The organism is Dolomitihabitans soli (assembly GCF_022213955.1).
Lineage (GTDB): Bacteria > Actinomycetota > Actinomycetes > Streptosporangiales > Streptosporangiaceae > Streptosporangium_A > Streptosporangium_A soli.
The window spans coordinates 85789-108463 of record NZ_JAKNTW010000039.1; the positions used below are offsets into that span (position 1 = coordinate 85789).

Genomic DNA, 22675 nt, shown 5'->3' on the forward strand with positions numbered 1-22675 from the left:
ACTTCGTACGCTCCGCCCCCCTGCCGAAGGAGAATGTCATGACGATGAACGTGAACCGGGACACCGAGAACCCAGGCCGCCCCTTCTCCCCCGACCACTGGCAGGCGCGGCTCGACGAGCTGCGCGCCGCCTGCCACGTGCCGGGCGCGACGCTGGCCGTCCTGGTCGACGGGAACATCCACGAACTGGCCAGCGGCCTGCTGCACCGGGGAACAGGGGTGGAGGCGACCACCGACTCGGTGTTCCTGGCCGGTTCGATCGCCAAGGTCTACACCGCCACGCTGATCATGCAGCTGGCCGACTCGGGGAGGCTGGACCTGGACGCGCCGGTCGTGGATGTGCTGCCGGAGTTCGCCACGCCCGATGCCGAAGCCACCAAGACGATCACCACGCGCCAGTTGCTCAGCCACACCGGCGGTGTGACCAACGACTTCACCTACGACTCCGGCCGCGGTGACGACTGCCTGGCCAAGTACGTCGAGGCCGCCAGGGATGTGGCGCTGGACTGCCCGCCCGGGACCGCGCCCTCCTACGGCAGCCTCGGATACGTCGTACTCGGCCGCATCATCGAGGTGCTGACCGGCCAGACCTGGGACCAGGCGCTGAAAGACCGGCTCGTCGCCCCGCTCGGGCTCCGGCAAACGATGACGCTGCCGGAGGAGGCGCTGCGGTTCCGCGCGGCGATGAGCCACCTCGGCGAACCGGGCCAGGACCCCGACCCCGCGCCGGAGTGGGATCTCATGCCACGCTCGGCCGGGCCGTACGGCAGGGTCATCGTCTCCGCCGGCGACCTCGCCCGTTTCGCCAAGATGCACCTGGACGGCGGCGCCGCGCCCGACGGCACCCGAATCCTGACCTCCGACGCCGTCGCCGCCATGCAGCGGCACGTGGTCGACGTCCCCGACAAGTGGACCGTCAGCGCCGACGGCTGGGGCCTGGGCTGGACCCTCTACGACTGGGACGGCATCGCCGGTTTCGGTCACGACGGCGCCGCCATCGGGCAGTACGGTTACCTGCGGGTCGTCCCGGAGGCCGGCGTGGCCGTCGTCCTGCTGACCAACGGCGGCGGTGCCCGCCGGCTCTACGCCGACCTGTTCCGGGAACTCCTGGCCGAGCTGGCCGGGGTGCGCATGCCCGACGCGTTCGGACCGCCGGCCCAGCCGCCCACGGTGGACATGACGCCGCTGGTGGGCACCTACAAGCGCGAAGGCGTCGTCATCACCGTCTCCCAGCAGGACGACGGCGGCGCGCGGATGCTCTACGAGTTCGTCGACGGCATGAAGGACCTCTCCCCGCCCCTCGACATGGACCTGAGCCCGGTATCCGAGACGGTGTTCGCCGCCTCCGGCGCCGGCCCCTCCTTCAGCGAGGAATACATGCCCGTCGTCTTCTCCACCCTGACCAACGGCACCCCATGCGTGTACGTCGGCATGCGCGCCACCCCTAAGATCACCTGAAGGCGGGTCGCCGGGCGTATCGGCCAGGGCGAGGGCAAGCCCGGCTGCGCCCGATGTGGTCCTCGCGGAGCTTCGGTGGTGGCCGCGCAGTAACTCCAGGACTGCTACCGCCCGCATGTTTCGGCTACCCCAGGCGCGGGGTGAGTCCCCGACGTGGTCAGATTGGGAGCACCTCAGTGAATGACGCCTCCGCCGACCGTCTCGCTCCAGAGCGGCCCTTCCGTTTGATCGTCACAGGAGGCGGGACAGGCGGCCACACCTACCCCGCTCTCACCGCCGTACGCACCCTCCAGGCCAGGCTCGCCGCCGGCGGCAGGGCGCTTGAGGTGTTGTGGATCGGAACGGCTGACGGCCTGGAGGCCCGCGTCGCACCTGCCGAGGTCATCCCGTTCGCCGCGGTCGCCACGGGCAAGATCCGCCGCTCCAGCAACCCGATCAAGATGCTGTCCCCAGCCAACCTGCGGGACATGATGCGCGTGCCCCTCGGCATTGTGCAGGCCCGCAGGATCGTGGCAGGGTTCCAGCCCGATGTCGTGCTTGCGACCGGCGGGTACGTCGCCGTCCCGGGCGGCCTGGCGGCCCGGCTCTGCCGCCGCCCTCTTGTACTGCACGAGCAGACGGTGCGCTTGGGGTTGGCCAACCGGAAGCTGGCCAGTTCGGCGACCCGGATCGCGGTGTCCTCGCCGTCGACGCTGCCCCTGTTGCCGGAGGCTCTGCGCGGCGCCGCAGTCGTCACCGGCAACCCGGTCCGGCCCGAGGTGCTGTCCGGGCACGCCGACAAAGCCATCAAGGCGCTGGGTCTGTCGGCCTTCGACCGGCAGCTGCCCACGGTCTACGTCACCGGCGGAGCCCAAGGCTCCCGGCAGATCAACAACGTCGTCCGGGACGTGCTGCCGTGGCTACTCGACCACGCGAACGTGATCCACCAGTGCGGGCCGGGCAACGTCGACGGGCTGCGGCAGCATGCCGCCCGCCTGCCCGTCGACCGCGCCGGACGTTACTACCTCACCGAGTTCGTCGGCGCGGAACTACCTGACGTCCTGGCGCTGGCCGATGTCGCGGTATCGCGGAGCGGCGCCGGCACGCTCGCCGAGCTGGCGGCCCTGGGCAAGCCCGCTGTGTTCATCCCGCTCGCCGGCTCGGCGGGCAACGAGCAGGCCCACAACGCGAGGCACATGGTCGAGGCGGGGGCGGCCGTGGCCCTGCTGAGCGAGGTCACCGCGAGCAGCCTGCGGGAAGCGGTCGGCCCGCTCCTGACGGACGCCGACCGGCGTGCCGCCATGGCGGAGCGGGCCCGGGCGCATGGCCGGCCGGACGCGGCCGACAGACTGGTGGATGTGATCCTGTCCGTCACGTCCGGCTGACCCGCGATCAGTTCCAGGTCGGCCTGGATCGCCTGCAGCGGGGCGAGGATCGCGAGCAGCCCGAGGTAGGCACCCGCTGTTCCGGGGCGGGGGCGAATCAGCTCGGTCGCTGGTGCTCGTCATGCCGGTCCGTTATGCGAGGAACATGCCATAACCACCGCAATATGGAGAACCGGTGACTTCTCGCCTTCGGCAATCCATGCTCATCTTGAGCTCTACCACCCGACGGATTCGTGAGGAGCCACCCACATGAAACTCCGCAGACTCCACACCACGGCCGTACTTGCGGCAGCGGTGAGCATCAGCGTCCTGGCTGGTGCCGCACCCGCTTCCGCCGCCACCCAGACCAGCGCGACCGCCGCCACCCAGACCAGCGCGACCGTGGCCGCCGGCTGGCCGACACGGGACTGGTACCTGCAGGGCCCCTACCAGACCCTGGCCGCCTGCGACCTCGCCTACGAGGACGCTGCGCAGAACGGTCAATACACCGCGCTTCTCTACTGTCACTGGTTCCGCGGGGGTGGCCCTTATCTGGCGGGCTTCTACTACGAGGTATACATCCCCTGAGCTTCAACACGAAGAACCCCCCGCCCTCCGAAGAAGGCGAAGCGTCTCAAGGTCGGAGTGGGGCCCTGTCAGTACGGCCGCACGTCAGGGGCCCCACGCCGTCAGCATCTCGCGGGTGGTCAGCCCAGCGGGTACGGCCGGCCAGGCGGGTGCTCGTCGATGTCGGCCCCGGACGCGTTGCTGGCGCCGTTCCGGGACGGCAGGCGCGTGTCGCCGTATCCCGCGCGGGGGACGGTGATCGAGTTCCGATGGCCGATGCGAGTAGTTGATCGAGCAAACGCAAAACGCCCGAGTCCAAGGGAGCTTGGATCGGGCGTTTGGGCTGTTCAGGAGTGGAGCCCCTTTACGGAATCGAACCGTAGACCTTCTCCTTACCATGGAGACGCTCTGCCGACTGAGCTAAAGGGGCGGGTCACGTCGCGCTTTCGCGCTGCGGACAGGTGTAACCATACACGCCGCTCCCGGCTGATGCGAATCGGAAACACCGCCTCGAAACCCCTCGGGATCGACGCCGCAGACGGGCCGCTCGCCGTACCGGACCGAGTGTCTGCGGGGACCCGAAACGGACGCCGACGCGGGTCGGAAGGGCGCGTGTGACGGCCTCGCCCGCCTCCCCCAGCTCTGAGATCGACATTGCATGGAGGCGGCAGGGTCGTCCACCGTTGCCACCGCGCCACCTAGTGGTCAGGGCGTGGCGAGTGTGCCGGTGAGCGTGTCGGCGGAGTCGTTCGGACGCGGGAAGTCGCCTTCGACCTGAAACTTCGTGAAATAGCCGGAGCGGGTGTCGCTGAGGGTGATCGTCGCCGGGTACGGCTTGTCCAGGCAACCCGGGAGACACCATGTGCCGCTGATCGCACCGGTGCCCACGGCGGTCTTCGGGCCCCAGCTTCGCCAGGTGATCCGGTTGGCCGTGGTGAACTCCGACAGCACCAGATCGGCCGGGCGTTCGTCGGCCCGGCCCTGCTCGGCTCCATAAAGATTCCACACGCGGATCGGCGCGGCGGTGATGCCGGCCGTGGCGACGGTGTCGGCCGTGCCCGCCGCGCAGGAGGCCGTGAGACCCAGCGCGGCCACCGTGAGGCCCAGCGCGGCTACGGCGATTGCGAACCTCTTCATCGCTCCCCCTCCAGGGTCGGGATACCCGTTGCACCTGAGGGATAGCCTCGCAGCTACGTAACGGAGATGTGACAATCCGTGACGGCCGAATGGAGCGGAACCACTTCGCACAGCTCGGCCAGGTCGACATATCCGGCAACCTGGGCGACCGTCACGCAGTCGGCGACCAGCCAGCCATGTCTGCGCAACCGCAGCACCTGCCGGCCCGCGCGAACGGCAGGAATGATCTCGTACCCACCCGGCCCGACCCATCGCCTGTCCACGAACGCACAGACTAGGCCCACGCCCCAAGAGTTCCGTAAAGCGACACGCGCCACATTTGTTATGGATTGCAGGTGTCTGGGACCGGTCCATTGCGGACGCTGCGCACCGCCTTCATCGCTGGTTCTCCAAGAAGGGCGGGGCGCCAACGCTCCGACGTGGACGGATGCGTTGTGGACGCGGGCGGCCGGGAGCACGAGCCGGTCTCGACGTTGGGCACGCCCGAACACGGATGGTGGGTGGATTCAATGCCGTCTCGGCGAACCGTGACAAGGCCCGGCCGGGATCGTCACATGGCACGATCCCGGGGTCGCGTCAGGACTGGTCGCGCATCTCGGCGTTGATCCGCTGGGCCTCAGCGAGCTGGTCTTCCAGGATGATGATGCGGCACGCGGCTTCCAGCGCGGTGCCCTCATCGACCAGTTGCCGGGCGCGGGCGGCCAGGCCGAGCTGGTAACGGGAGTAGCGGCGGTGACCGCCGGTCGAGCGCTGCGGTTCGATCAGTTTCGCCTCGCCCAGGCTGCGCAGGAACGCCGGGGTCGTCCCGAGAATCTCCGCGGCGCGGCCCATGGTGTAGGCGGGGTAATCGTCGTCGTCCATCTTGCCTTGTGGGGTTGGGCCCATCGCACCTTCCAACGTCACGAGGGGCCCCGGTGCCGTAGCACCGGGGCCCGAGGTTTGGTTACCACTGTCACCGGCACGTTCGCCGGTTCGTCGTGTCCGCGCCGGCCGTCTGAGACGACGTGCGGTACGGGGATCGCGTAAGCGTGACCGAGGACCACCTTTCGTTCCGATGGGACTGCGGTACCCGCCCGGCGAGACTCAGCCGAGAGCGGGCGATCCAACGACGTGCAACCCTCCCCTTCTCCTTCGATCGTTCACTTGCCTTTCTCATGCACGCGCGTCACCGGCTGGAACCACCGCACCACCATTCCGGCCCCAGCAACGCCTGACCTTCGTGCCCTGCGCCGCCACCTGCCACCGGCTGGAACCACCATGGAAACATCCCGGCTCCAGCACGCCTGACCGATGGGTCCTGCGACATCTACGCCACCGGCTGGAACCACCGCTTCGCCATTCCGGCTCCAGCACGCCTGACGTTCAAGCTCTTCGAACTGTGGCGGCAGCTCGTCATCTGCCGCGTCTTCTTGATGTTCTCTTCTCTTTCGACAACTGAAACGATACCCCGGCCGAATACGAATGTCTACATAGATCACTGGAGGTTTTCTTGACCCTGAACGTGAGTCCGGTGATCGTCCACAGCGGCCCGGAGGCAGCCGTCCGGGTTCGGCTATCCGGATTCAGGGCCGAGGGGTCCGGGGCTGGTTCGGTTCTGAGGGGTTGGGGCTGAGGGTTCGATTCCGTTTCCGTGATGGCTGGATATGTACAGCTATGCGGCCATGCCGACGCCCCGCGAACGGGACCGCAGCCCTCCTTGTCAGCCGCGTTGGCTAGGATCATGCGTAGTCGCAAGTTGGGTGGGGGAAGGTGGCCGAGCAGACGCACCCGAGCCGCCGGACCCATCGGGCACCCGGCGCGATCCTGCGTGGCCTGCGGCATGACCTGACGCTCGTCGCCGTGGTCGTCGCCATCCTGATCTGGGTCTTCATGTCGGGCATGGAGGCCGCGTGGATCTGGGTGGTCTCCGCGGTGGCCATGCTGGAGATGGTGCGCAGACGCCGGCTGTGGCCGACCCATCTCCCCCGGCCCGGGGAGTTGCCGGTCATCCTGGTGCTCGCCTGGGCGGGCTGGCTGGCCGTACCGTGGACCGTCGGCACTCCCGCGCAGGCCAGGGCGACCGCCACCGAACCGGTCGATCACGACGTGGCGGCGCAGCCCGCGCACCAGCGCGAACACCGGCAGCTGTCCCCCGGCACGACCCCGGCTGACGCGCACGCCCGTATCCTCGGCGAGATCCACAACGCGGCCGTGGTCGAGGAGCACACCGGCGATGCCCCTACCGCCGCGGACCAGAGTCGCGGCGTCGGCGCGGCCCACAACGCCGGCGACCGGAGTCGCGGCACCGGTGAGGCGCACGGCGTCGCCGCGCGGGCCGCGCTTGAGGAACGTAGCCGGATCGCCGGTGAGGTGCACGACGTGGCGGGGCACGGGCTCGCCACAATCGCGATGCAGGCGGGTGTGGCGCTGCTGATGTTCGAGGAGCGTCCCGAGCAGGCGCGCGAGTCGCTGGAGGCGATCCGCGAGACGAGCCTGCAGGCGCTGAACGAGCTGCGAGCCACTCTCGACGCCATGCACCCGATGCCCTCGCAGGAGCTGCACCGCATGATCGACGGCGTCCGCGCGGGCGGCCTGCCCGTCGACCTGGAGCTGGGCGAGCTGAGCACGACGATGCCCGCGCACGTCCACGCCGCCGTCTACCGGGTCGTCCGGGAGTCGCTGACCAACGTCATTCGGCACGCCGGGCCGACCAGGGCCCTTGTCCGGGTGGCCCACGAGCCGTGCGCGGCCGGAGTCTGCGGCGACCTGGTGGTGGAGATCGCCGACCGGGGCGCCGACACGGCCGCCCTCCCGCCCGACGAGGTCCGAGAGCGAACCGGCCCACCGGCGATCCACGAGGACCAAGGTCACCTGGGCGCGCAGGCCGCTCGCGAGGACCGGAGCCCGGCCGGCATCGGGGCGGTACGAGAGGGACGCGGCCTCACGGGCATGCGGGCGCGGGTGGAGGCCGCCGGCGGCACGCTCAGCGCGGGTCCCCGCGAGGGCGGCGGTTTCCGCGTGGTGGCCCGCTTCCCACGGGCGATCGTGTGATCAGGGTCGCCCTCGCCGACGACCAGGCCGTCGTCCGGATGGGGCTCCGGGTCCTGATCGAGCGCGAGAACGACCTGGAGCTGGTCGGCGAGGCGGCCGACGGCAAGGCGGCCCTGGAGATCGTACGGCGGGCCCGTCCCGACGTGTTGCTGCTCGACATCCGGATGCCGGGCATGGACGGGCTCGACACCCTCCGTGCCATCGCCGCCGATCCGGACCTGCGGACCACCCGGGTCGTGGTGGTGACCACCTTCGAGCTCGACCGGTACGTCTTCGAGTCGTTGCAGGCGGGGGCGAGCGGTTTCCTGCTCAAGGACAGCGCCCCCGACGAACTGGTGCACGCCGTACGCGTGGTGGCCTCCGGGGAGGCGCTGCTCTCCCCGTCGGTGACCCGGCGGGTGATCGGCATGTTCGGCCAGCACCTGACCGCCGACGGCGTGACCCCGCTGGCCGGACTGGACCAGCTCACTCCCCGGGAGCGCGAGATGGTCGCCTGGGTCGCCACCGGGCGGTCGAACGAAGAGATCGCCAAGGAGCTGGTGATCAGTCCCGACACCGTGCGCACCCACGTGAGCCGGGCCATGGTCAAACTGCACGCCCGCGACCGGGCCCAGCTCGTCGTCTTCGCGATCAGGGCGGGCCTCTCTATCCCCTGAGGAAGCCCTCGTAGTTGCGCTGCTGGAGCTGGCTCTCGATCTGTTTGACCGTGTCCAGCCCCACCCCGACGATGATCAGGATGCTGGCCCCGCCGAACGGGAAGTTCTGCTGCGTGCCGGGATCCCGGAGCAGGATGAACGCGATGATCGGGATCATCGAGAGTACGCCCAGGTAGACGGCTCCCGGCGCGGTCATCCGGTTGAGAACGTAGTCGAGATACTCCGCGGTCGGCCGTCCGGGCCGGAGACCCGGCACGAACCCGCCGTACTTCCGCATGTTGTCGGCCACCTCCACCGGGTTGAACGTGATCGACACGTAGAAGAACGCGAAGAAGATCACGAGCACCAGGTAGGTGACCATGTAGACGGGGTGATCGCCGGAGACGAGGTAGCGCTGGATCCAGGTGGACACCGGGTTCGCCTGCGCGCCGGACAGCGACACCGCGAGCTGCGGGATGTAGAGCAGCGACGAGGCGAAGATGACGGGGATGATCCCCGCCTGATTGACCTTGAGCGGAATGTACGTCGAGGTCCCGCCGTACATTCTGCGTCCGACCAGGCGTTTGCCGTACTGGACGGGGATGCGGCGCTGGGCCTGTTCCACGAAGACCACCGCGGCGATCAGGAAGACGCCGAGCACCAGCATGATCACGAAGGCGAACGGGTTCTGCCGCAGGATGTTGGTCAGGTAGGAGGGGAAGACGGCGATCACCGAGGTGAAGATGAGGATCGACATGCCGTTGCCGACTCCCCGGTCGGTGACCAGCTCGCCGAGCCACATGATCACAGCGGTGCCGGCGGTGATCGTGATCACGACGGTGGCCACGGTGAGGAATTCCTGGTCGACCAGCAACGGTTCCCGGCACGAGGGGAAGATCTGCCCTGACCGCGCCATCGCCACCACGGCGGTGGCGTTGAGCAGCGCGAGCCCGATCGTCAGATATCTCGTGTACTGCGTGACCTTCGCGGTGCCGGCGTTGCCCTCCTTCTTCAAGGTCTCCAGGCGCGGGATCACCACCGTGAGAAGCTGCATGATGATGCTCGCCGTGATGTACGGCATGATGCCGAGCGCGAAGACCGACAACTTGAGCATGCCGCCACCGCTGAAGAACTGCACCATCGCGTAGATGTCGGCCGCACCGCCCGACTGCGCCTGAGTCAGGCAACGCTCCACGTTCGCCAGGTGGACGCCGGGCGCGGGAAGCAGTTGCCCGAGCCGGAACAGCGCGACGATCCCCAGCGTGAACAGCAGTTTCCCGCGCAGCTCACGGGTGCGGAACACGCGGGCGAAAGTGGTCAGCACGGCGCCACAGCGCCCTCATCGGCAATCACAGCGGCGATTCTCGCCAACGCACCCCCGCGCGGGCATCCGCTCAACCGAGGCTCCGCCGTACGCGAATCCGCGTACGGCGCAGCCTCGGGCGCAGGTCAGGGGACGAGCGTCTGGCCGCGCATCGTGCCCTCGACCACCTTGGCGTACGTCTGCGCCACCTCGCTCATCGGTGTCCCCTGGTATCCCTTGAGCCCCAGGTTGTCGAGGGTCTCCTGGATCCAGCCCGGGCTGACGACGTTCAGGCGGATCCCTCTCGGCATCTCCGGCGCGGCGCTGCGGACGAAACCCTCAAGCCCGGAGTTCACGATCGCGCCCACCGCGCTGCCCGGGATGTGGTCCACGAAGGTGCCCGCGGTGAGGGTGATGGACCCGTCGTCACGCACCTCGCGCAGCGCCCGCCGTACCAGGGACACCTGCCCCAGCAACTTGCTCCGCAGGCCGGCGGCCACATCCTCGTCGGTGAGCCGCTCGATCGGTGTCAGCGGCGCGTTCGCCGCCGCGCAGACCACCGCGTCCACGTCGCGCACGGAGGCGAACAACGCGTCGATCGAACCGGCGTCATCCAGGTCGACCTTCACCGAACCGCCCCGCGAGGCCCGCACGACCTCGTGCCTGCCCTCCAGCGCGGCGACCACCCCGACTCCGATGGTCCCGGTCGCACCGATCACGATTACCTTCATCTCGCAGCCCGCCCGTCGTGATAGAGATCATCCATGCCTTACTTCGCTCATGTCGATCCCGCCGACTCTCCCGTGGCCATGGGCGGCTACACCCAGGCCATGTCGGTCAAAGGAGCTTCCCACCTGCTCTTCGTGAGCGGTCAGATCCCGGAATCACGCTCCGGAGAGGTGCCGGAGGACTTCGAGGACCAGTGCCGGCTCGTCTGGCACAACCTCACGGCCGCTCTGACCTCGGCCGGCCTCAGCGTGAACGACCTGGTCAAGGTTACGACCTTCCTGTCCGATCGCAGATACGCCGCCATCAACGGAGACGTGCGCCGCGAGATCCTGGGTGACCACCGGCCCGCGCTCACAGTGATCATCACCGACATCTTCGACGACCGCTGGCTGCTGGAGATCGAGGCCATCGCAGCCGGATGACGCGCGCCTTCCCGGAGACCAGGTCCTCGGAATCGGCTCAAACCGCTACCCACGTGGGGCGTACATGATGACGAGCACGCCGAGCAGGCAGACGCCCGCTCCGACGACGTCCCACCGATCCGGCCGGAATCCGTCCACCAGCATGCCCCAGCCCAGCGAGCCCGCGACGAACACGCCTCCGTAGGCCGCCAGGATCCGGCCGAAGTCGGCATTCGGCTGCAACGTCGCCACCAGCCCGTACAGCCCCAGGGCGACGAATCCCGCACCGATCCACAGGACCCCCCGCTGCTCCCGCACGCCCTGCCACACCAGCCAGGCGCCCCCGATCTCGGCGAGCGCGGCCAACACGAACAGCAGCAGCGAACGAGCGACAGTCACGACGACGACTCTACGAGCCGGACGGGCGTGCCCTGATGCGTGCCCTGATGCCTGCCCTGGTGATCGTGGCAGCCTCGGCCGCTCCGCGACGACCGGTGGTCAACGGGTGGGCGTGCCCGGAGTGATGTCCTTGAGGAAGGCGACTCCATCGGTCTCCCCCAGCTGATCGGGATCCAGCGGAAAGTACCCGTAGTCGGTGGCATCGTCGGTTCGCAGGGCCGGTTCGGTTCCCATGTCGTCGAGAGCTGCGGCCAGGCGTTCCGAGTTGATGACGTAGCGGTTCGCCGGGAGCGTGGACAGGATTCCCTCAAGGGTGTCGGCCTGCGGCGTGTCGAGTCCCTGGTGCCGCGCGGCTCCGAGGGCCGAGGCCACGAACGCGTACTGGTCGCCCAGCCGGGTGTTGACGATCGCCCCGGCGCTCCACCACTCCAGCACCCGGCCCTGCAAGGACCCCCAGCCCGGCGGTAGTCGCCATTGGCTCCTGGCCTTCTGAAGGTGCCGGTTGTGGGCGAAGACCAGGGTCGGACCGCGCCGTGCCTGTCCGTCCACAATGGCGTTGAGATTCTCGGCCATCATCGCGTCCCGCAGGCTCATGAGCCGCAGGAGGCGCATCTCGGACGTGTCGGCCATCGAGACGTGGTACCGAAGCAGCCCCAGGGCGGTACGCCCGTGAAGACACGCCCGCCACCAGTCGTCCTGCGACGTCGCGGAGATCAGGCGTGGGGACTCCGACATGAGCAGGGTCAGAAGGTCGTCCGCGATCAGGCGCAGCTTCGCGACGTCGGCGGACGATCCCACCGACCGGGAAGGGTCCATGACCGCCTCAGGGGTGGTCCAACGCGCATCGTCGCCGATCAGACGATCGATGACGTGAGCGGTGCAGGGGATCAGATCGGCGTCCAGCCGGGCCGCGAGGTAGCCGTGGAGCGCGGTGAGCACTCTCCTGGGACTGTCGGCGCCGGTCATCTCGATCGGTGCGTCGAACCCGAAGAACCGGAGCCGGTCCGCGGCGGGGGTGTCCCGGTTGTACTCCCTCATCCAAAGGACGAGCTCGCGGGCCGCCGCCGACTGGCCGAATCCAGGGCTGAAGCCCTGCCGCATCACGTCATCGAGCGACCCCGCACCCTCCGCGACGAACTCGTCGACCATCAGACCGGCCACGCAGTCGCTCTCGATCGCGATCGACCGGTAGCCCTCGTGCTCGACGAGATGCTGGAACAGCTGGTTGCGCAGCCGTGGAAACGCCTCCTCCCCATGCGTCGGCTCCCCGAGGCCGAGGAGGCGGGGCCTCGTCGGGAGCGACTGGAGAAACTCGGCGAACGCGACTTCGACACCGCCGGCGACACCGACATCGGCGAGGGCCCAACCGGCGGCTTGCACTGAAGCGCGAGTGGTCATGGCGGATCCCGTCTCTCTCGATGCGCTGGCGATACCTTCTACCGTATCGTTGAACCTTCAGTTGAAACTTTTCTCGTTCTGAGGGCGTCCAACCGCGGCTGATCTCAACCACAGGGGGCAGTGTGCGCCGTGAGCGACTACGGCCGGTCGACCTGGCACGTGAACACGGCTTGTCCACGCAGGCCGTACGAAACTATGAAGAAGCGGGCATTCTCCCGCGAGCAGACCGCACACCGCACGGGTACCGGGTCTACACCCCCCTGCACGCCCTGGCGCTTCGCGTCTTCGCCGCCCTGATACCGGCATTCGGCCACCAGACCGCGACGGCGATCATGCGGGCCGTGAACCAGGGCGCGGTCGAGGACGCCCTCACGCTGATCGATGAGAGCCATGCGCAACTCCTCAACGACCGGACAACGCTCGCGGCCGTCGAGAAAGCACTCCGTGACCTGGCGCCGCCTGGACTGCCCGCCCCGCCCCACCCCGGAGCCACCTTTGTCGGGCCGCTTGCCCGGCAGCTGGGAATCCGGCCCGCGACCCTGCGCAAATGGGAGCAGGCCGGCTTGATCCACCCGCAACGAGACCCCAGGACCGGTTATCGCGTCTACGCGGCCACCGACGTTCGGGACGCCCACCTGGCTCACCAACTCAGGCGCGGCGGATACCTGCTGAACCAGATCGCCCCGCTCCTCGCCCAGGTACGCGCAGCCGGCGGCGTGGCACCCCTCGAAGCCACTCTGAACGACTGGCACGGCCGGCTCACCCTGCGCGGCCGCTCAATGCTGGCAGGCGCCGCCGAACTTCACACCTACCTGCGGAGTACGGCGGAAAGCCTCCGGAGTACGGCGGACAGCACCGCCGCACCATCGCCGGGCCCGGCCTGAGCACAGAAGACCCCCGCAACCGCTTCCCGCAGGTCAGTTCTCGGCCTGCGAAGTCTCAACTGCGCCATCGCCTGCGAGCCGCGACTGCCTGCCGTCCGGGGGCGGGCGAACCCGCTACGGACAGTTCGAAGTCGGCATCAGCGTCACAGACGCACGATAACCGTAGGCCGGAAAGCCTGAGTCTCCGACGGGCTGCCACCGATCGTGTGAAGCGATCACGAACCGCAACCAGCGATTACCGAGAAAGGCTAATCGATAAATTAGCCGATTATGGATTCATTTCCTGTGGCGACCACTGACTGAATGAGCTAATGTGTCGACATATCAGGATGATCTACCGATGTCGTGATTGATCGCACGGGGTGATCAATGTCAGCCGATCAGAACGACGATTGGACCGAGCGATCCCGTTGTACAGATTCCGGCTGGACGCCGAGAGAAATCCTGCCGTGCAAACAGGTGGTCAGGCGCCACGACATCCACTTTCACTCCTACTTTGGAAGGTCGTCATGAAATACGCTGTAATCGCTTTGCTCGCCCTCGGGTCGGCGCTGGTGGCCGGCCCCGCCCATGCGAATACGCCGGTCGATTCCTCTCGACCGGTCATCGGGTCGGTGGAAGGGTCCTGGCTGCCGTGGCCAGGGCCGCGCTGCCCGGAGCGGGCTCCGGCCGGCGCGACCTTCGTCCGCGTCGTCCAACCGCCGTACGGGCTCGCCTATGACCTCTACACATCGCAGAGAGCGGACGGGTCCACGATCTATCACCAGGTCTACTGCCCGCGATAACCATCGGCCGAGCCCATACTGTCGTTCACGGCCATCGCTCTGACCTCCTTCGATCCTGTGCTTTCGCACTCGGAGGATCACGCGATGGCCGTCCGCATTTCACGACGCCACGCCATCCGGCTGACGAAGCTCATACATCCCGGCCCTTGCCCAGGTGCGGGGATTCGACCACGGCATGACTCTCTTCGGCGGGTTCGGGTGGCACGGGCGAGATCACTCGGTTCCGGCCCGCGCGACATCGTTCCGGACTGTTCCGAACTGTTCGAGACGGCCGAATACCTTGATTGCGCACGCCGCGATCCCTTCAATGAGGCATCGTTCGTGTCCGCAGGACTCTGTGAACTCCTCGGGCGGCGGACCAACCCATTCCTGCGTTAGGAGTCGATATCAGGTCTGGGAATCGCGCCCAAGAATCTGTCCGTATCAGTTCGGGAGAAAGTAGGACCGTTCCGATGAACGGCTCTGTCACCCATCCTCGCCTGGAAATTGACGCCGTGATTCATCCGCCTATTCGATTCTCGGTCATCGCAATTCTGTCCAGGCAAAAAAACGTCGAGTTCGGCAAGATGCGCGATGCGGTCGGCATCAGCTCGGCCGTTCTGTCGAAGCACATGACATCGCTGGAGGCAGCTGGATACATTCACGTCCAGAAGGGATACGTAGGCAGGCGGCCGCGCACCTGGCTTTCCATAACGGCGTCGGGGTCTGACGCGTTCGAACGGCACACGGCCGCGTTGCTGGCGATCTCGCGAGGTCCGACCTGAAGGCAAGGACAACCGGAATCGGTTGATCTCGGCGTGCCGGCCACGGAGTTCCAGGGTTCTAGGACTCTCCCGTCCACCCGCCCGCTGTTCCCCACGGGCTGATCGCCGGGTCGGACATGGGGAAACCGCAGGCGAACGCCAAGAGCGGGCTTCGGGCGCCGCCCGGTCGGAAATCAGCCAACGGCATCCCCCAGGGAACCAGCCCGCCGAAAATGGATCCGGCGAGCCCACGCCCGCCCGCGGCCAGCCACATGCTGTGCGCGGCCACCCCTGCCTGATGCATGGCCAGCCTGTGGGCATGGGCGCCGGCTGCCGCGATGGGGGGAAGATCGCATGTGACCACGGTTACGAGGGCCGCGTCGGCGAACTCATCCTGCAGCAGCCAATCGCGGGCTGGGGGAAGCTCAAGAAGGAAGGTGAGCTGCCTGCCGGCGGGGTCCACGTCGTAGAGTCCGGGCCGCAGCCCCTCCACCCGGTAGGCGGCGGCCAGGACCTGGACCTGCGGAACCGTTGCCGCCGTGTCGAGAGCCGCCCGTGCCGACGACGGAGCCTGGAGGACGCCGGCCATCGTCGCCTGGTCGATGCCGACCTGACGGTAGAAGCGGGTGGCCTGACGCAGGGCCAGTACGGTCTTCGGGTCGACCGTGGGCACGCTCGCCGGAGGAAGGTGATGCGCGTGGGCTCTCTCCGCAGGAGGGTTCCCCCGCCATGCCCGGCCGGTCCTGTCCTGGTGATGAGACCGCGTGATGAGGTCGTTCACGATCTTCATCGGCCGGTAACCGGGAGTCCAACTAGTCATGGGCGGCGCTCTCTCGTTCGGGACCGATGCTCGTACGGCGGAGCGTGAGCACACTGGTGACGGGCGTTTGCTGGGCATCGAGGTCGAGGAGGTCGATCAGCTGGGTGTCGTCCCACTCCGCGAGTGCCGTGACCGTCCATCCGAGATGCGCGGCCTGGAACGCCAGTTGCCAGGTCGCGACGCCGGAGTCCAGGTTGATGATCCGATATCCGAAGCTCTGATACTTCTCTACGAGCTTCAAGCAATCACCGGCCAGGACCAGCACGGCGTCCGCCTGAGTCCCGGCACCCGGGACGGCGTCGGCAAGGTGCTTCGCGGGCACCGCGATCCGGCTACGCAGCAGGAGGTTGGCCACCGAGTCGTATACGTGCACCACCGGTTCCAGCCCCGCCCGGTTGGATTCCAGGGGTATCAGGTAGGCCGTCTGGGAGCCCATGTTGCCGCCGGTGGGAGCCCAGCGACGACGGGTGGACGACCGCGATGTCGTCGCGGGGATGATCTCGCGGATACCGAAGGAGAACTCCAGCAGAGCCTTCAGCTCCGAGCCGGCCTCGCCGGCGGCGTCGATCGGCTGCCAATCACGCGGGCGGTCGAAGAAATGGAGTTCGATGTTCGAGGTGCTGTAGTGGCCCTGGTGCGCGCCGGGCGGGATGTACCGGCGAGGTGGCAGGGTGACTTCCTGTTCGAAGGCGACCACGATCAGGTCGTCCTTCTCGATCGGTTCGGTGCCCGGCAGGCAGGACACGCACCCGGGAAGCTGGACGAAGGTCTCGACCTCGGCCGTCCAGGCGCTGAAGTCGATGACGGTGACCGCCGACTCGTCGTAGAGCGACTGCACCCCTGTCGCCAGGCCGCACACCTCGTTGCTCAGCATTCCTGCCAACAGGTCTTCCTGCCAGGGGAGGATCGTCGCGGCCTCGTCCGAACGCTCCAGCGGACGCTGCGCGCGATAGCACGGCAGGCAGCCGGACCAGCCGTCCTCGAAGAGCGGGCTGATCAGGGCACCCGAGCCGGTCACGGAGACGAGGAACCAGCGTCCGCCGCTCGCCCGCACGAAGGTGTCGAAGGCGGTCATCCCGTCCAGGTCCAGCGTGCCGTCGTCGATCACGACGGCGATCGGAGCCAACGGCAGAGGGGCGGGGCCGAGGGGCACCTCCTCCTCCCGCGTCGATGTCACGCCGCACTCGCCGAGCGCCCGTACCAGCGTCGATCGCAGCGTGGAGGGGGGACCCGCGACCACGACCGGCTGCCGCGCCAGCTTCAGGGCCGCGTGCACGCCGGAGGGATTGCTCCGGGTGGAATCCACATTCCTGCTCAGATAGCTCAGCACGTTCGCCGGAACAGGAGTGTGCTCCAGCGCGCGCGTCTCCTCGGGCGTGGGAGCACACTCCAACATGCCACAGGAGTACAGCAGCGAAAGAGCCGTCCTGACGATGTCTGCGGAGGGGAGGCCGAGCGACTCGGCTATCTCCGCCGCGGAGCGCCGCCCGTCCAGGAGGGGAAGCAGCCGCCGTACGAATTCGACATGCCGGCCGCTGAAGAGCTGGGGTTTGGCGATGCCCTCGACGAGCAGTTCGCCCTTGCGCACCTCCGCGATCACGAGTCCGTCCACGACCTTGAGGTGGTCCGGAAGCGACAGCTGTGGGTCCCGGGCGATGGCGGCGGCGATATGCCGCGAGTCCATGGTGCCTTCGGTGTTCACGCGTCCCTCCTTGATCCGGCGCCCGCAACGGTGAGATGGTCGGCGAGACCGCGCCACGAGCGGTCTCGCCGCGAGATCGACGTCGAGACGGGATAGCAGCGGGGGCACCCGTGCACCCCCACCGTCCGCCCCTGCAGGAACTGGGATTTCGCCAGGTTCACGGCCCGGTAGGCACCGTGTGTCCCGGTGTCGCCGCTGTGCAGCGCGGCCAATCCCCACTGCGCGAGCCCAGCGGCCGTCAGCACATGGGAGGGCAGGTGGCCACCAGGCCCCGCTGGGTCCCTGGCGTAGAAGGCGTGCAGGTCGGACAGCGGCTTGCCGACGGTCGAATGCTGTATGGACCGGCGTTCGAAGCACTCGGCACACGCTCCGGTCCCTCCGGGGAGGGCCAGCGGACCGGCTCTGAGCCAGCGCGTCTCATGCACCACGGGGACGAAGGACGCACCCCACTTTCCGACCAGCTCGCCGACCGTCACCACCAGCTTCGAGTCATGCCGCGAGGTCACCAGAACGTAGGCGTCCGCGCGTGGCAGAAGACTGGTCAGCACGCCGTGCCCCTGGGCGAAGAGAGTCGGCTCGCCGTCCACCCCCCGCCGCTGGAGCACCGTGGCCACGTCGGCCGCGAACGGCCCGATGGCGATGACATGTGTCGTGTTCATCTCATTCTCCGGACTGGTCAGGCGAAGGGTTGCGGCCACGGGTTGAGGTCCGGCTCGGCGTGCACCGGCAGGCCCATGCGCTCGGGGGCCGTGTAAAGCCTGGGGGTGCCCAGGAACCGCGCACGATGGGCGAAGCTCAGCGGGACGAGTTCGGGGACGATGACCCGCACCACACGCAGACCCGTCGCCCTGGCCTCGTCGGAGGTGATGTCCACGGCGTAGACCGTGCACCCTGCGTCCTGGAGCTTGCCCACCACCCATGACAGGCGCTCGGCTGGGGAATCCGGAACCACGGGGACCATGTCGGAGAGCCGACGCCGGTGCGGGGAGTCCAGGAGGAAGTCGAACGCGTGCTCACGTTCCGCCACCGCCATGTGAACCGCGCCGTCGAACACGTCGATGAAGTCGTCCAGCGGTTTGTCGTGCGGCTTCTGGTACTGCATGGCCAGCCGCCCGGAGGACGACTCGCGCATCACCTTGAGCACGGCCTGCCGGGGATCGAGCTCCGTGGCGCACATCACGTAGGTGCGCACCTTCGTCGCCTGGGGATCTATGTCCACGCTGTAGACCGTCGGAATGCCCAGGTCGGTCGTCGCGTCGAAGAAGTGGGTTTGCAGGCCGGACCTGGAGGAGACCTCCAGCGCCTGGTCCAAGGCCGGGTCGGAGACGTCGATCTCGATCCTCGGTAGCGCCAGCCGCTGCAGCCAGGTGAGCGCGATGCTGTCCCGCTCGACACACTCGAGCACGGCGCCCAGCAGGGCGCTGTCGTAGTCGAAGTGCGCCGCCGTGCCCGTCGAGATGGGCAGCCAGAACCGTTCGCCGCGGCTCACGACGGGGATGTGCAGGTAGACCATGGCAGCCGGCACCCATCGAGGTTCCCCGCTGCCCAGGTCCACACCGCGAACCCAGCGCATCGGCGCGTCCGGGTCGGGAGCCACGAGCGGGCAGGCTGGGGCGGCCAGTTCGGACTCGGAACACCGCGGAACCCGGTTCAGGTCCAATGCCTCGTCCCCGAGGGAACGCGCGCTGGCCCACAGGAACTGCTCCGAGTCCCACAGGCAGCTGGAGTAGCGTTCGATCGCCTCGACCGTGGCGGTCAGCCTGGCGGTCTCCTCGGCAAGTCCGCTGCCCGCGCCGTCCAGAGCAGCCCACGACATGACCTGGGGCGCGTCCACCGTGCCGGGCAGGATCGACCCGAGATTACCCATGCCCGCGGTACATACCGGGAAGCGCTGCCGTCCGGTGGTCATCGGGATGCGAGTGACGAGGTTGATCAGGGCGCCCCGGGCGTCGACGAGCGAATCCAGCCGCCGCAGCGCGGCCTCAACGGTGGTCGGCGGCGGGCCGGCCATTGGATCGGTGCTCACTCGCATCGGCATCCTCCTTCGGTGTTCCACCCAGCAGGGCGGCGAGTACGGCTTCGTCACCCGGCGTGATCCCCAGCCGGTTGTTGTGCAGGTGCAGTAGGTGGAACACCCACTGCCAAATGGTGAGAGGCACACCGCCGGCGATCGCCTCGGAGGCGGTCGTCCGGATCGCGCCGCCGTACCTTTCTGCGTCCTGTATGAGGTGCGGGGGGAGAGTGTCCCCGGCGGCGGCGACGGCGGGCTCCAGGCGGGCGGCCGACGAGGCCGCAGCCGTACGGCCGGCGGGTGCGAAGGGTTCGTCCCCGCCTGTCCAGTACCAGAGGTACTTGGACCAGAACAGCTCATCCGCGCCGGGCAGGCAGTGCCGGAGGGCGTTCTTCATCGTCAGCGCCGCGAGGGCCTGACGCTGGAGATAGTCGAGGCCTTCGCCGACCGCCCGCAACGTGATCTCACTGGAGAGCATGAAATTGCCCTCGGCCACCCGGACACCTTCGACGCCACCGTACCGGCGCAGCTCGGGCTCGTAGAGCCGGACGTCGACGGCTTCCCAGTAGTCCATGGGCGGTGCCCCCGGCACGGACACGACCGGTGTACCCGGTTCGGTCTGAACCTTGCGCAGGAAGTCGGGAAAGCGGCTGACGAGGTCGGTGTAGACCTCGTCCAGGAGCCCGGCCGGCCCCTGAACGCGCAGCCTGACGTGCGGGCCGCCGACGTCGAAATACCGAAGGAAGAACCAGCGGTCCCGCTCGGTTTCGGTCTCGATCAGGCCGCGCGCCCCTGCCACGATCTCCTGGACCACGCTGTCCAGCCGATCGAAGGCGCCGGGATAGATCGCGCAGTAGAGCCAGGAATTCATGATCGGCACCCGTCCCAGCTCATGTGGGCGACGTACTCCGTTGTGCGCGGATGTCCGTCGATCACGGGCGAGTTCTCCCCGAGCCGGGGGAGAGCTTCCTCCATGATGAGGATCTCCTTCGCCGAGAGCGAGTCCAGCAGGCCCGAGACCGAGAGGGGCACGGCGCTGGACAGCCAGAGCGGCTTGCGGGACTTGGCGAACAGGTCGGGCTCCGTGGTTCCGCGGCGCACGAAGAGCTCATCCGCGAGCCCGTGCGCCCGTGCCCAGTCGCGATAGGCCGCGAAGGTCAGGGCCGGGGTGGACGCTTTCACCTCGGCCAGCAGTTCTTCCGCGCTCACCATCCAGTGCGCTCTACGGGTGACCACGTCGCCGACGCGTTCGCGAGGGCGGTGCACGACTCCGGTGGGCCGCTCAAGACGGAGCAACAGCGAGGCGGTGCCCGACACTTCGGGAGCCGTGCAGTACCACGGGCTGGCGATGGTGGACAGCACGTTGGCGGGGCCGTCCAGTATGCGGCGGGGAACGAGACCGGAGTAGAAGGGAACGACAGGGCCGTGCTCGTCCTCCACGACCAAGGTTCCCGAGCGCTCGTCCAGCCGGATCCGCAACCGGTCCAGCACCACCGGCTCTCCCGCCGGGACCAGCCCGCCGCCGATATCGAGCGCGGGGACACGGCCCGTGCATCGCGCTTGGACGGTATTCCAGTCCGAGGCCACGTTGAGTTCCAGAGGCCGTGAACCCTCCGGCGCCAGATGGTCGAGCCACGCCTGGAGCGGGTCTTCGAGGAGCCGGGGGGCCAGCAGCTTGCGGAAGCGGGCGGTCACGCCTCCGGTGCCGTCCATGATCTGGTTCAGGACGATCACCTGTTCCTGATCTTCCAGGGTGGCGAGCTGGAACAGGATCGCGAAGGCGGGCCGGAGCATCGAGGGCCCCTGGCCGATGTCGAGGAGCGGAGCGTCGGACAGCCGGACGTCGATGTTGCGCCGCAGATGAGGGCCGGGCGTGGTCATGTAGAGGGAGAGGAATGCCGGCAGCGAGAGAGAATCATGGACGGGCGCGACATGTCGTCGCCAGAACTCCAGTGTGCTCGCGTACTGCGGCAGGACGTTCAGATAGGCCGACAGCCGTCGGCCATAGCCGGAGAGGGCGTCCTCGACCCACTTCGGCAACGCGGGCAGGGGGTCATCCCTGACGACGTCTTCCCGCACGGCCAGGTCGGGGACCCGTGGCGCCGTGGCGGTGGCCGTGGCCTCGTCGAGTTCCACGGCCTGGCGCGTGATGCGCGAGGCGAGAGCCGCGCGCAGCCGGGGCGCGGCTTCGGGCATCTGAAGCATGCCCTCTCGCATGTCACGCATCGCATCGGCCACTTCCGTCCCCATCGCATCCGTCACGCCGGGCGACTCGGCCAGCGCCGTCATCGCGTGGTGGGCGTCGTAGTCGTCCGGAGCCCAGGCCGATTCCAGGCGGAGAAGTCCCGAGTCGGTCAGCCGGGCCACCCGAGACCAGGACGCCCGCGAGTCGTCCCTGCGAAGTGCGGCGAGTACTTGGTCACCGGACATGCCATGGGGCACCGCGCGTGCCTGTTCGCGGTGGACGGTCATGTCCGTCAGCAAATCCTCGCGCCAGAAGAAGCTGTTGGTCTGCGTGTGGGAGTACGTGGCTCGCAGCATGCGGGTGCCGTCAAGCCGCCGGGAAGGATGGAAACGCAGGTGGCGGCCGGCGGACTCGTGCGCGCAGAAACGCTGGAGGAGCCGAAGATAGAGAGCCTGAGGCAGGGTCGCGACCGCCTGGTAGGAACCTCCTTCCGCGCTGCCTCCGGGACCTTCGCCGCCGATCGAGCACACCGCCACCGGGCTGAACCAGCCGAGGGGACTCGTCTTGACCGTCGCACGCACGAAGTAGTTGAAGAGCGTGCGTACCAGTTTCCGCCTCGTCTTGGCCCCCGCACGGGCCGGATCTCCCCGCAGGACGGTGGCCGTGACCTCCGGCGAGACAAGGGAGAGAGCCTTGATCATCTCATCCGTGCCGGCCTGCTCGATCAGCTTGGCCTCGGCCTCGGCGAGTTCCGCTTCGAAGATCTCCGTGTAGGCCGTCGTGGCCGCCTCGGACCGCTCCAGGAACGCCAGCCACCGCGTCAGCGCCTGCCGCGCATCCGGAGCGAGCCGGGTCGCCACCCGATTTCGCGCGTCCTCGGAGATTCGCGGGACGCGGCCGTTGTGCACATCCCTTCGGAGGCCTACCGCGGCACGGCGCTCCTCGGCGGGCAGGGTGGGCACGAGTTCGTACAGCGCGTCGGCCAGCGGGTCCGTGAGCGTTTCCAACTGGAGCCTGCACTCACGCATCTCGTCTAGCGCGGCCATCGCCCGGCCCGCCCGGAGCATGTAGGGCCCTGTCGCCGCGTATCCGGAGAAGCGCACGAGGGCGAAGGGCGCGATGGCCGCGGATTCCAGGAATCTCATT

At 68.2% G+C, this 22675-nt stretch carries 22 protein-coding genes and 1 tRNA gene; 9 read left to right on the top strand and 14 right to left on the bottom strand.

Features of this window, described 5'->3' with window-relative positions:
• Window positions 1-38 precede the first annotated feature (38 nt).
• The 3 genes from MBA17_RS43710 to MBA17_RS43720 all read left to right on the top strand — a co-directional run bounded on the left by MBA17_RS43710 (window position 39) and on the right by MBA17_RS43720 (window position 3388).
• Window positions 39-1457, top strand: coding sequence for a serine hydrolase domain-containing protein (locus MBA17_RS43710; protein ID WP_238503978.1), 1419 nt, complete (start codon window positions 39-41; stop codon window positions 1455-1457).
• A gap of 176 nt (window positions 1458-1633) precedes the next feature.
• Entirely contained in the window at window positions 1634-2821 is a 1188-nt protein-coding gene (locus MBA17_RS43715) for a UDP-N-acetylglucosamine--N-acetylmuramyl-(pentapeptide) pyrophosphoryl-undecaprenol N-acetylglucosamine transferase (RefSeq protein ID WP_238503980.1), read from the top strand.
• Window positions 2822-3070: 249 nt separating this feature from the next.
• A complete protein-coding gene (locus tag MBA17_RS43720) occupies window positions 3071-3388 on the top strand; it encodes a hypothetical protein (protein WP_238503982.1) in 318 nt (105 codons plus the stop codon).
• A 333-nt stretch (window positions 3389-3721) separates the two neighbouring features.
• Here the strand turns inward: MBA17_RS43720 and MBA17_RS43725 are convergent.
• From MBA17_RS43725 to MBA17_RS43740, 4 genes are all read right to left on the bottom strand, one after another.
• Window positions 3722-3797 (bottom strand) — tRNA-Thr (locus MBA17_RS43725).
• Window positions 3798-4072: 275 nt separating this feature from the next.
• Window positions 4073-4504: a hypothetical protein gene (locus tag MBA17_RS43730; RefSeq protein WP_238503984.1), complete on the bottom strand. Its 432-nt coding sequence runs from the start codon at window positions 4502-4504 to the stop codon at window positions 4073-4075.
• 53 nt (window positions 4505-4557) lie between these two features.
• Window positions 4558-4767 carry a transposase gene (locus MBA17_RS43735; RefSeq protein WP_238503986.1) on the bottom strand — a complete coding sequence of 70 codons (210 nt, stop codon included), beginning with the start codon at window positions 4765-4767 and terminating at the stop codon, window positions 4558-4560.
• Window positions 4768-5080: 313 nt separating this feature from the next.
• Window positions 5081-5389 carry a MerR family transcriptional regulator gene (locus tag MBA17_RS43740; protein WP_238503988.1) on the bottom strand — a complete coding sequence of 103 codons (309 nt, stop codon included), beginning with the start codon at window positions 5387-5389 and terminating at the stop codon, window positions 5081-5083.
• A gap of 864 nt (window positions 5390-6253) precedes the next feature.
• On the opposite strand from MBA17_RS43740, the gene MBA17_RS43745 reads away from it, so the two are divergent.
• Both MBA17_RS43745 and MBA17_RS43750 read left to right on the top strand, forming a co-directional pair.
• Complete coding sequence (locus MBA17_RS43745; RefSeq protein WP_238504001.1) at window positions 6254-7534, top strand: sensor histidine kinase; 1281 nt, start codon at window positions 6254-6256, stop codon at window positions 7532-7534.
• Complete coding sequence (locus MBA17_RS43750; protein WP_238504003.1) at window positions 7531-8190, top strand: response regulator transcription factor; 660 nt, start codon at window positions 7531-7533, stop codon at window positions 8188-8190. Before MBA17_RS43745 ends, MBA17_RS43750 begins: the two co-directional genes overlap by 4 nt.
• Here the strand turns inward: MBA17_RS43750 and secY are convergent.
• Together secY and MBA17_RS43760 are read right to left on the bottom strand one after the other, a co-directional pair.
• A complete protein-coding gene (secY, locus tag MBA17_RS43755) occupies window positions 8180-9493 on the bottom strand; it encodes a preprotein translocase subunit SecY (RefSeq protein WP_238504004.1) in 1314 nt (437 codons plus the stop codon). The genes MBA17_RS43750 and secY overlap by 11 nt on opposite strands.
• Window positions 9494-9618: 125 nt before the next feature.
• Window positions 9619-10203: a short chain dehydrogenase gene (locus MBA17_RS43760; protein ID WP_238504006.1), complete on the bottom strand. Its 585-nt coding sequence runs from the start codon at window positions 10201-10203 to the stop codon at window positions 9619-9621.
• 33 nt (window positions 10204-10236) lie between these two features.
• Between MBA17_RS43760 and MBA17_RS43765 the strand changes: the two genes are divergently transcribed.
• A complete protein-coding gene (locus MBA17_RS43765; RefSeq protein WP_238504008.1) occupies window positions 10237-10623 on the top strand; it encodes a RidA family protein in 387 nt (128 codons plus the stop codon).
• A gap of 45 nt (window positions 10624-10668) precedes the next feature.
• Here the strand turns inward: MBA17_RS43765 and MBA17_RS43770 are convergent, their stop codons facing one another.
• Together MBA17_RS43770 and MBA17_RS43775 are read right to left on the bottom strand one after the other, a co-directional pair.
• Complete coding sequence (locus MBA17_RS43770) at window positions 10669-11001, bottom strand: YnfA family protein (protein WP_238504010.1); 333 nt, start codon at window positions 10999-11001, stop codon at window positions 10669-10671.
• 99 nt (window positions 11002-11100) lie between these two features.
• On the bottom strand, window positions 11101-12399 hold the full coding sequence (locus MBA17_RS43775) for an erythromycin esterase family protein (RefSeq protein ID WP_238504012.1): 1299 nt from the start codon (window positions 12397-12399) through the stop codon (window positions 11101-11103).
• A 122-nt stretch (window positions 12400-12521) separates the two neighbouring features.
• Here MBA17_RS43775 and MBA17_RS43780 point away from each other — a divergent pair, with 122 nt between their 5' ends.
• From MBA17_RS43780 to MBA17_RS43790, 3 genes are all read left to right on the top strand, one after another.
• A complete protein-coding gene (locus MBA17_RS43780) occupies window positions 12522-13283 on the top strand; it encodes a TioE family transcriptional regulator (RefSeq protein WP_238504014.1) in 762 nt (253 codons plus the stop codon).
• A gap of 509 nt (window positions 13284-13792) precedes the next feature.
• Window positions 13793-14068 carry a hypothetical protein gene (locus MBA17_RS43785; protein WP_238504016.1) on the top strand — a complete coding sequence of 92 codons (276 nt, stop codon included), beginning with the start codon at window positions 13793-13795 and terminating at the stop codon, window positions 14066-14068.
• Window positions 14069-14520: 452 nt separating this feature from the next.
• On the top strand, window positions 14521-14832 hold the full coding sequence (locus MBA17_RS43790; protein ID WP_238504018.1) for a winged helix-turn-helix domain-containing protein: 312 nt from the start codon (window positions 14521-14523) through the stop codon (window positions 14830-14832).
• Between the two features lie 58 nt (window positions 14833-14890).
• Here MBA17_RS43790 and MBA17_RS43795 read toward each other — a convergent pair whose 3' ends face one another.
• From MBA17_RS43795 to MBA17_RS43820, 6 genes are all read right to left on the bottom strand, one after another.
• Window positions 14891-15484 (bottom strand): hypothetical protein, encoded by a 594-nt coding sequence (locus MBA17_RS43795; protein ID WP_238504020.1) that lies wholly within the window; start codon window positions 15482-15484, stop codon window positions 14891-14893.
• Window positions 15485-15623: 139 nt separating this feature from the next.
• Window positions 15624-17333, bottom strand: coding sequence for a nitroreductase family protein (locus MBA17_RS43800; protein ID WP_238504032.1), 1710 nt, complete (start codon window positions 17331-17333; stop codon window positions 15624-15626).
• Window positions 17330-17992, bottom strand: a complete 663-nt coding sequence (locus MBA17_RS43805; RefSeq protein WP_238504034.1) for a hypothetical protein — start codon at window positions 17990-17992, stop codon at window positions 17330-17332. Before MBA17_RS43805 ends, MBA17_RS43800 begins: the two co-directional genes overlap by 4 nt.
• A 17-nt stretch (window positions 17993-18009) precedes the next feature.
• Complete coding sequence (locus tag MBA17_RS43810; RefSeq protein WP_238504036.1) at window positions 18010-19359, bottom strand: YcaO-like family protein; 1350 nt, start codon at window positions 19357-19359, stop codon at window positions 18010-18012.
• Entirely contained in the window at window positions 19316-20215 is a 900-nt protein-coding gene (locus MBA17_RS43815) for a thiopeptide-type bacteriocin biosynthesis protein (RefSeq protein ID WP_238504050.1), read from the bottom strand. Before MBA17_RS43815 ends, MBA17_RS43810 begins: the two co-directional genes overlap by 44 nt.
• Entirely contained in the window at window positions 20212-22674 is a 2463-nt protein-coding gene (locus MBA17_RS43820) for a lantibiotic dehydratase (protein ID WP_238504063.1), read from the bottom strand. The genes MBA17_RS43815 and MBA17_RS43820 overlap by 4 nt, the downstream gene beginning before the upstream one ends.
• Window position 22675 lies beyond the last annotated feature (1 nt).

What these genes read in the sequence shown, in the direction of transcription:
- MBA17_RS43785 (WP_238504016.1), top strand. Translation starts at nt 13,793, where the DNA reads ATGAAATACGCTGTAATCGCTTTGCTCGCCCTCGGGTCGGCGCTGGTG.
- MBA17_RS43740 (WP_238503988.1), bottom strand. Translation starts at nt 5,389, where the DNA reads ATGGGCCCAACCCCACAAGGCAAGATGGACGACGACGATTACCCCGCC.
- MBA17_RS43760 (WP_238504006.1), bottom strand. Translation starts at nt 10,203, where the DNA reads ATGAAGGTAATCGTGATCGGTGCGACCGGGACCATCGGAGTCGGGGTG.
- MBA17_RS43765 (WP_238504008.1), top strand. Translation starts at nt 10,237, where the DNA reads ATGCCTTACTTCGCTCATGTCGATCCCGCCGACTCTCCCGTGGCCATG.
- MBA17_RS43820 (WP_238504063.1), bottom strand. Translation starts at nt 22,674, where the DNA reads ATGAGATTCCTGGAATCCGCGGCCATCGCGCCCTTCGCCCTCGTGCGC.
- MBA17_RS43775 (WP_238504012.1), bottom strand. Translation starts at nt 12,399, where the DNA reads ATGACCACTCGCGCTTCAGTGCAAGCCGCCGGTTGGGCCCTCGCCGAT.
- MBA17_RS43710 (WP_238503978.1), top strand. Translation starts at nt 39, where the DNA reads ATGACGATGAACGTGAACCGGGACACCGAGAACCCAGGCCGCCCCTTC.
- MBA17_RS43730 (WP_238503984.1), bottom strand. Translation starts at nt 4,504, where the DNA reads ATGAAGAGGTTCGCAATCGCCGTAGCCGCGCTGGGCCTCACGGTGGCC.
- MBA17_RS43790 (WP_238504018.1), top strand. Translation starts at nt 14,521, where the DNA reads ATGAACGGCTCTGTCACCCATCCTCGCCTGGAAATTGACGCCGTGATT.
- MBA17_RS43815 (WP_238504050.1), bottom strand. Translation starts at nt 20,215, where the DNA reads ATGAATTCCTGGCTCTACTGCGCGATCTATCCCGGCGCCTTCGATCGG.
- MBA17_RS43805 (WP_238504034.1), bottom strand. Translation starts at nt 17,992, where the DNA reads ATGAACACGACACATGTCATCGCCATCGGGCCGTTCGCGGCCGACGTG.
- MBA17_RS43720 (WP_238503982.1), top strand. Translation starts at nt 3,071, where the DNA reads ATGAAACTCCGCAGACTCCACACCACGGCCGTACTTGCGGCAGCGGTG.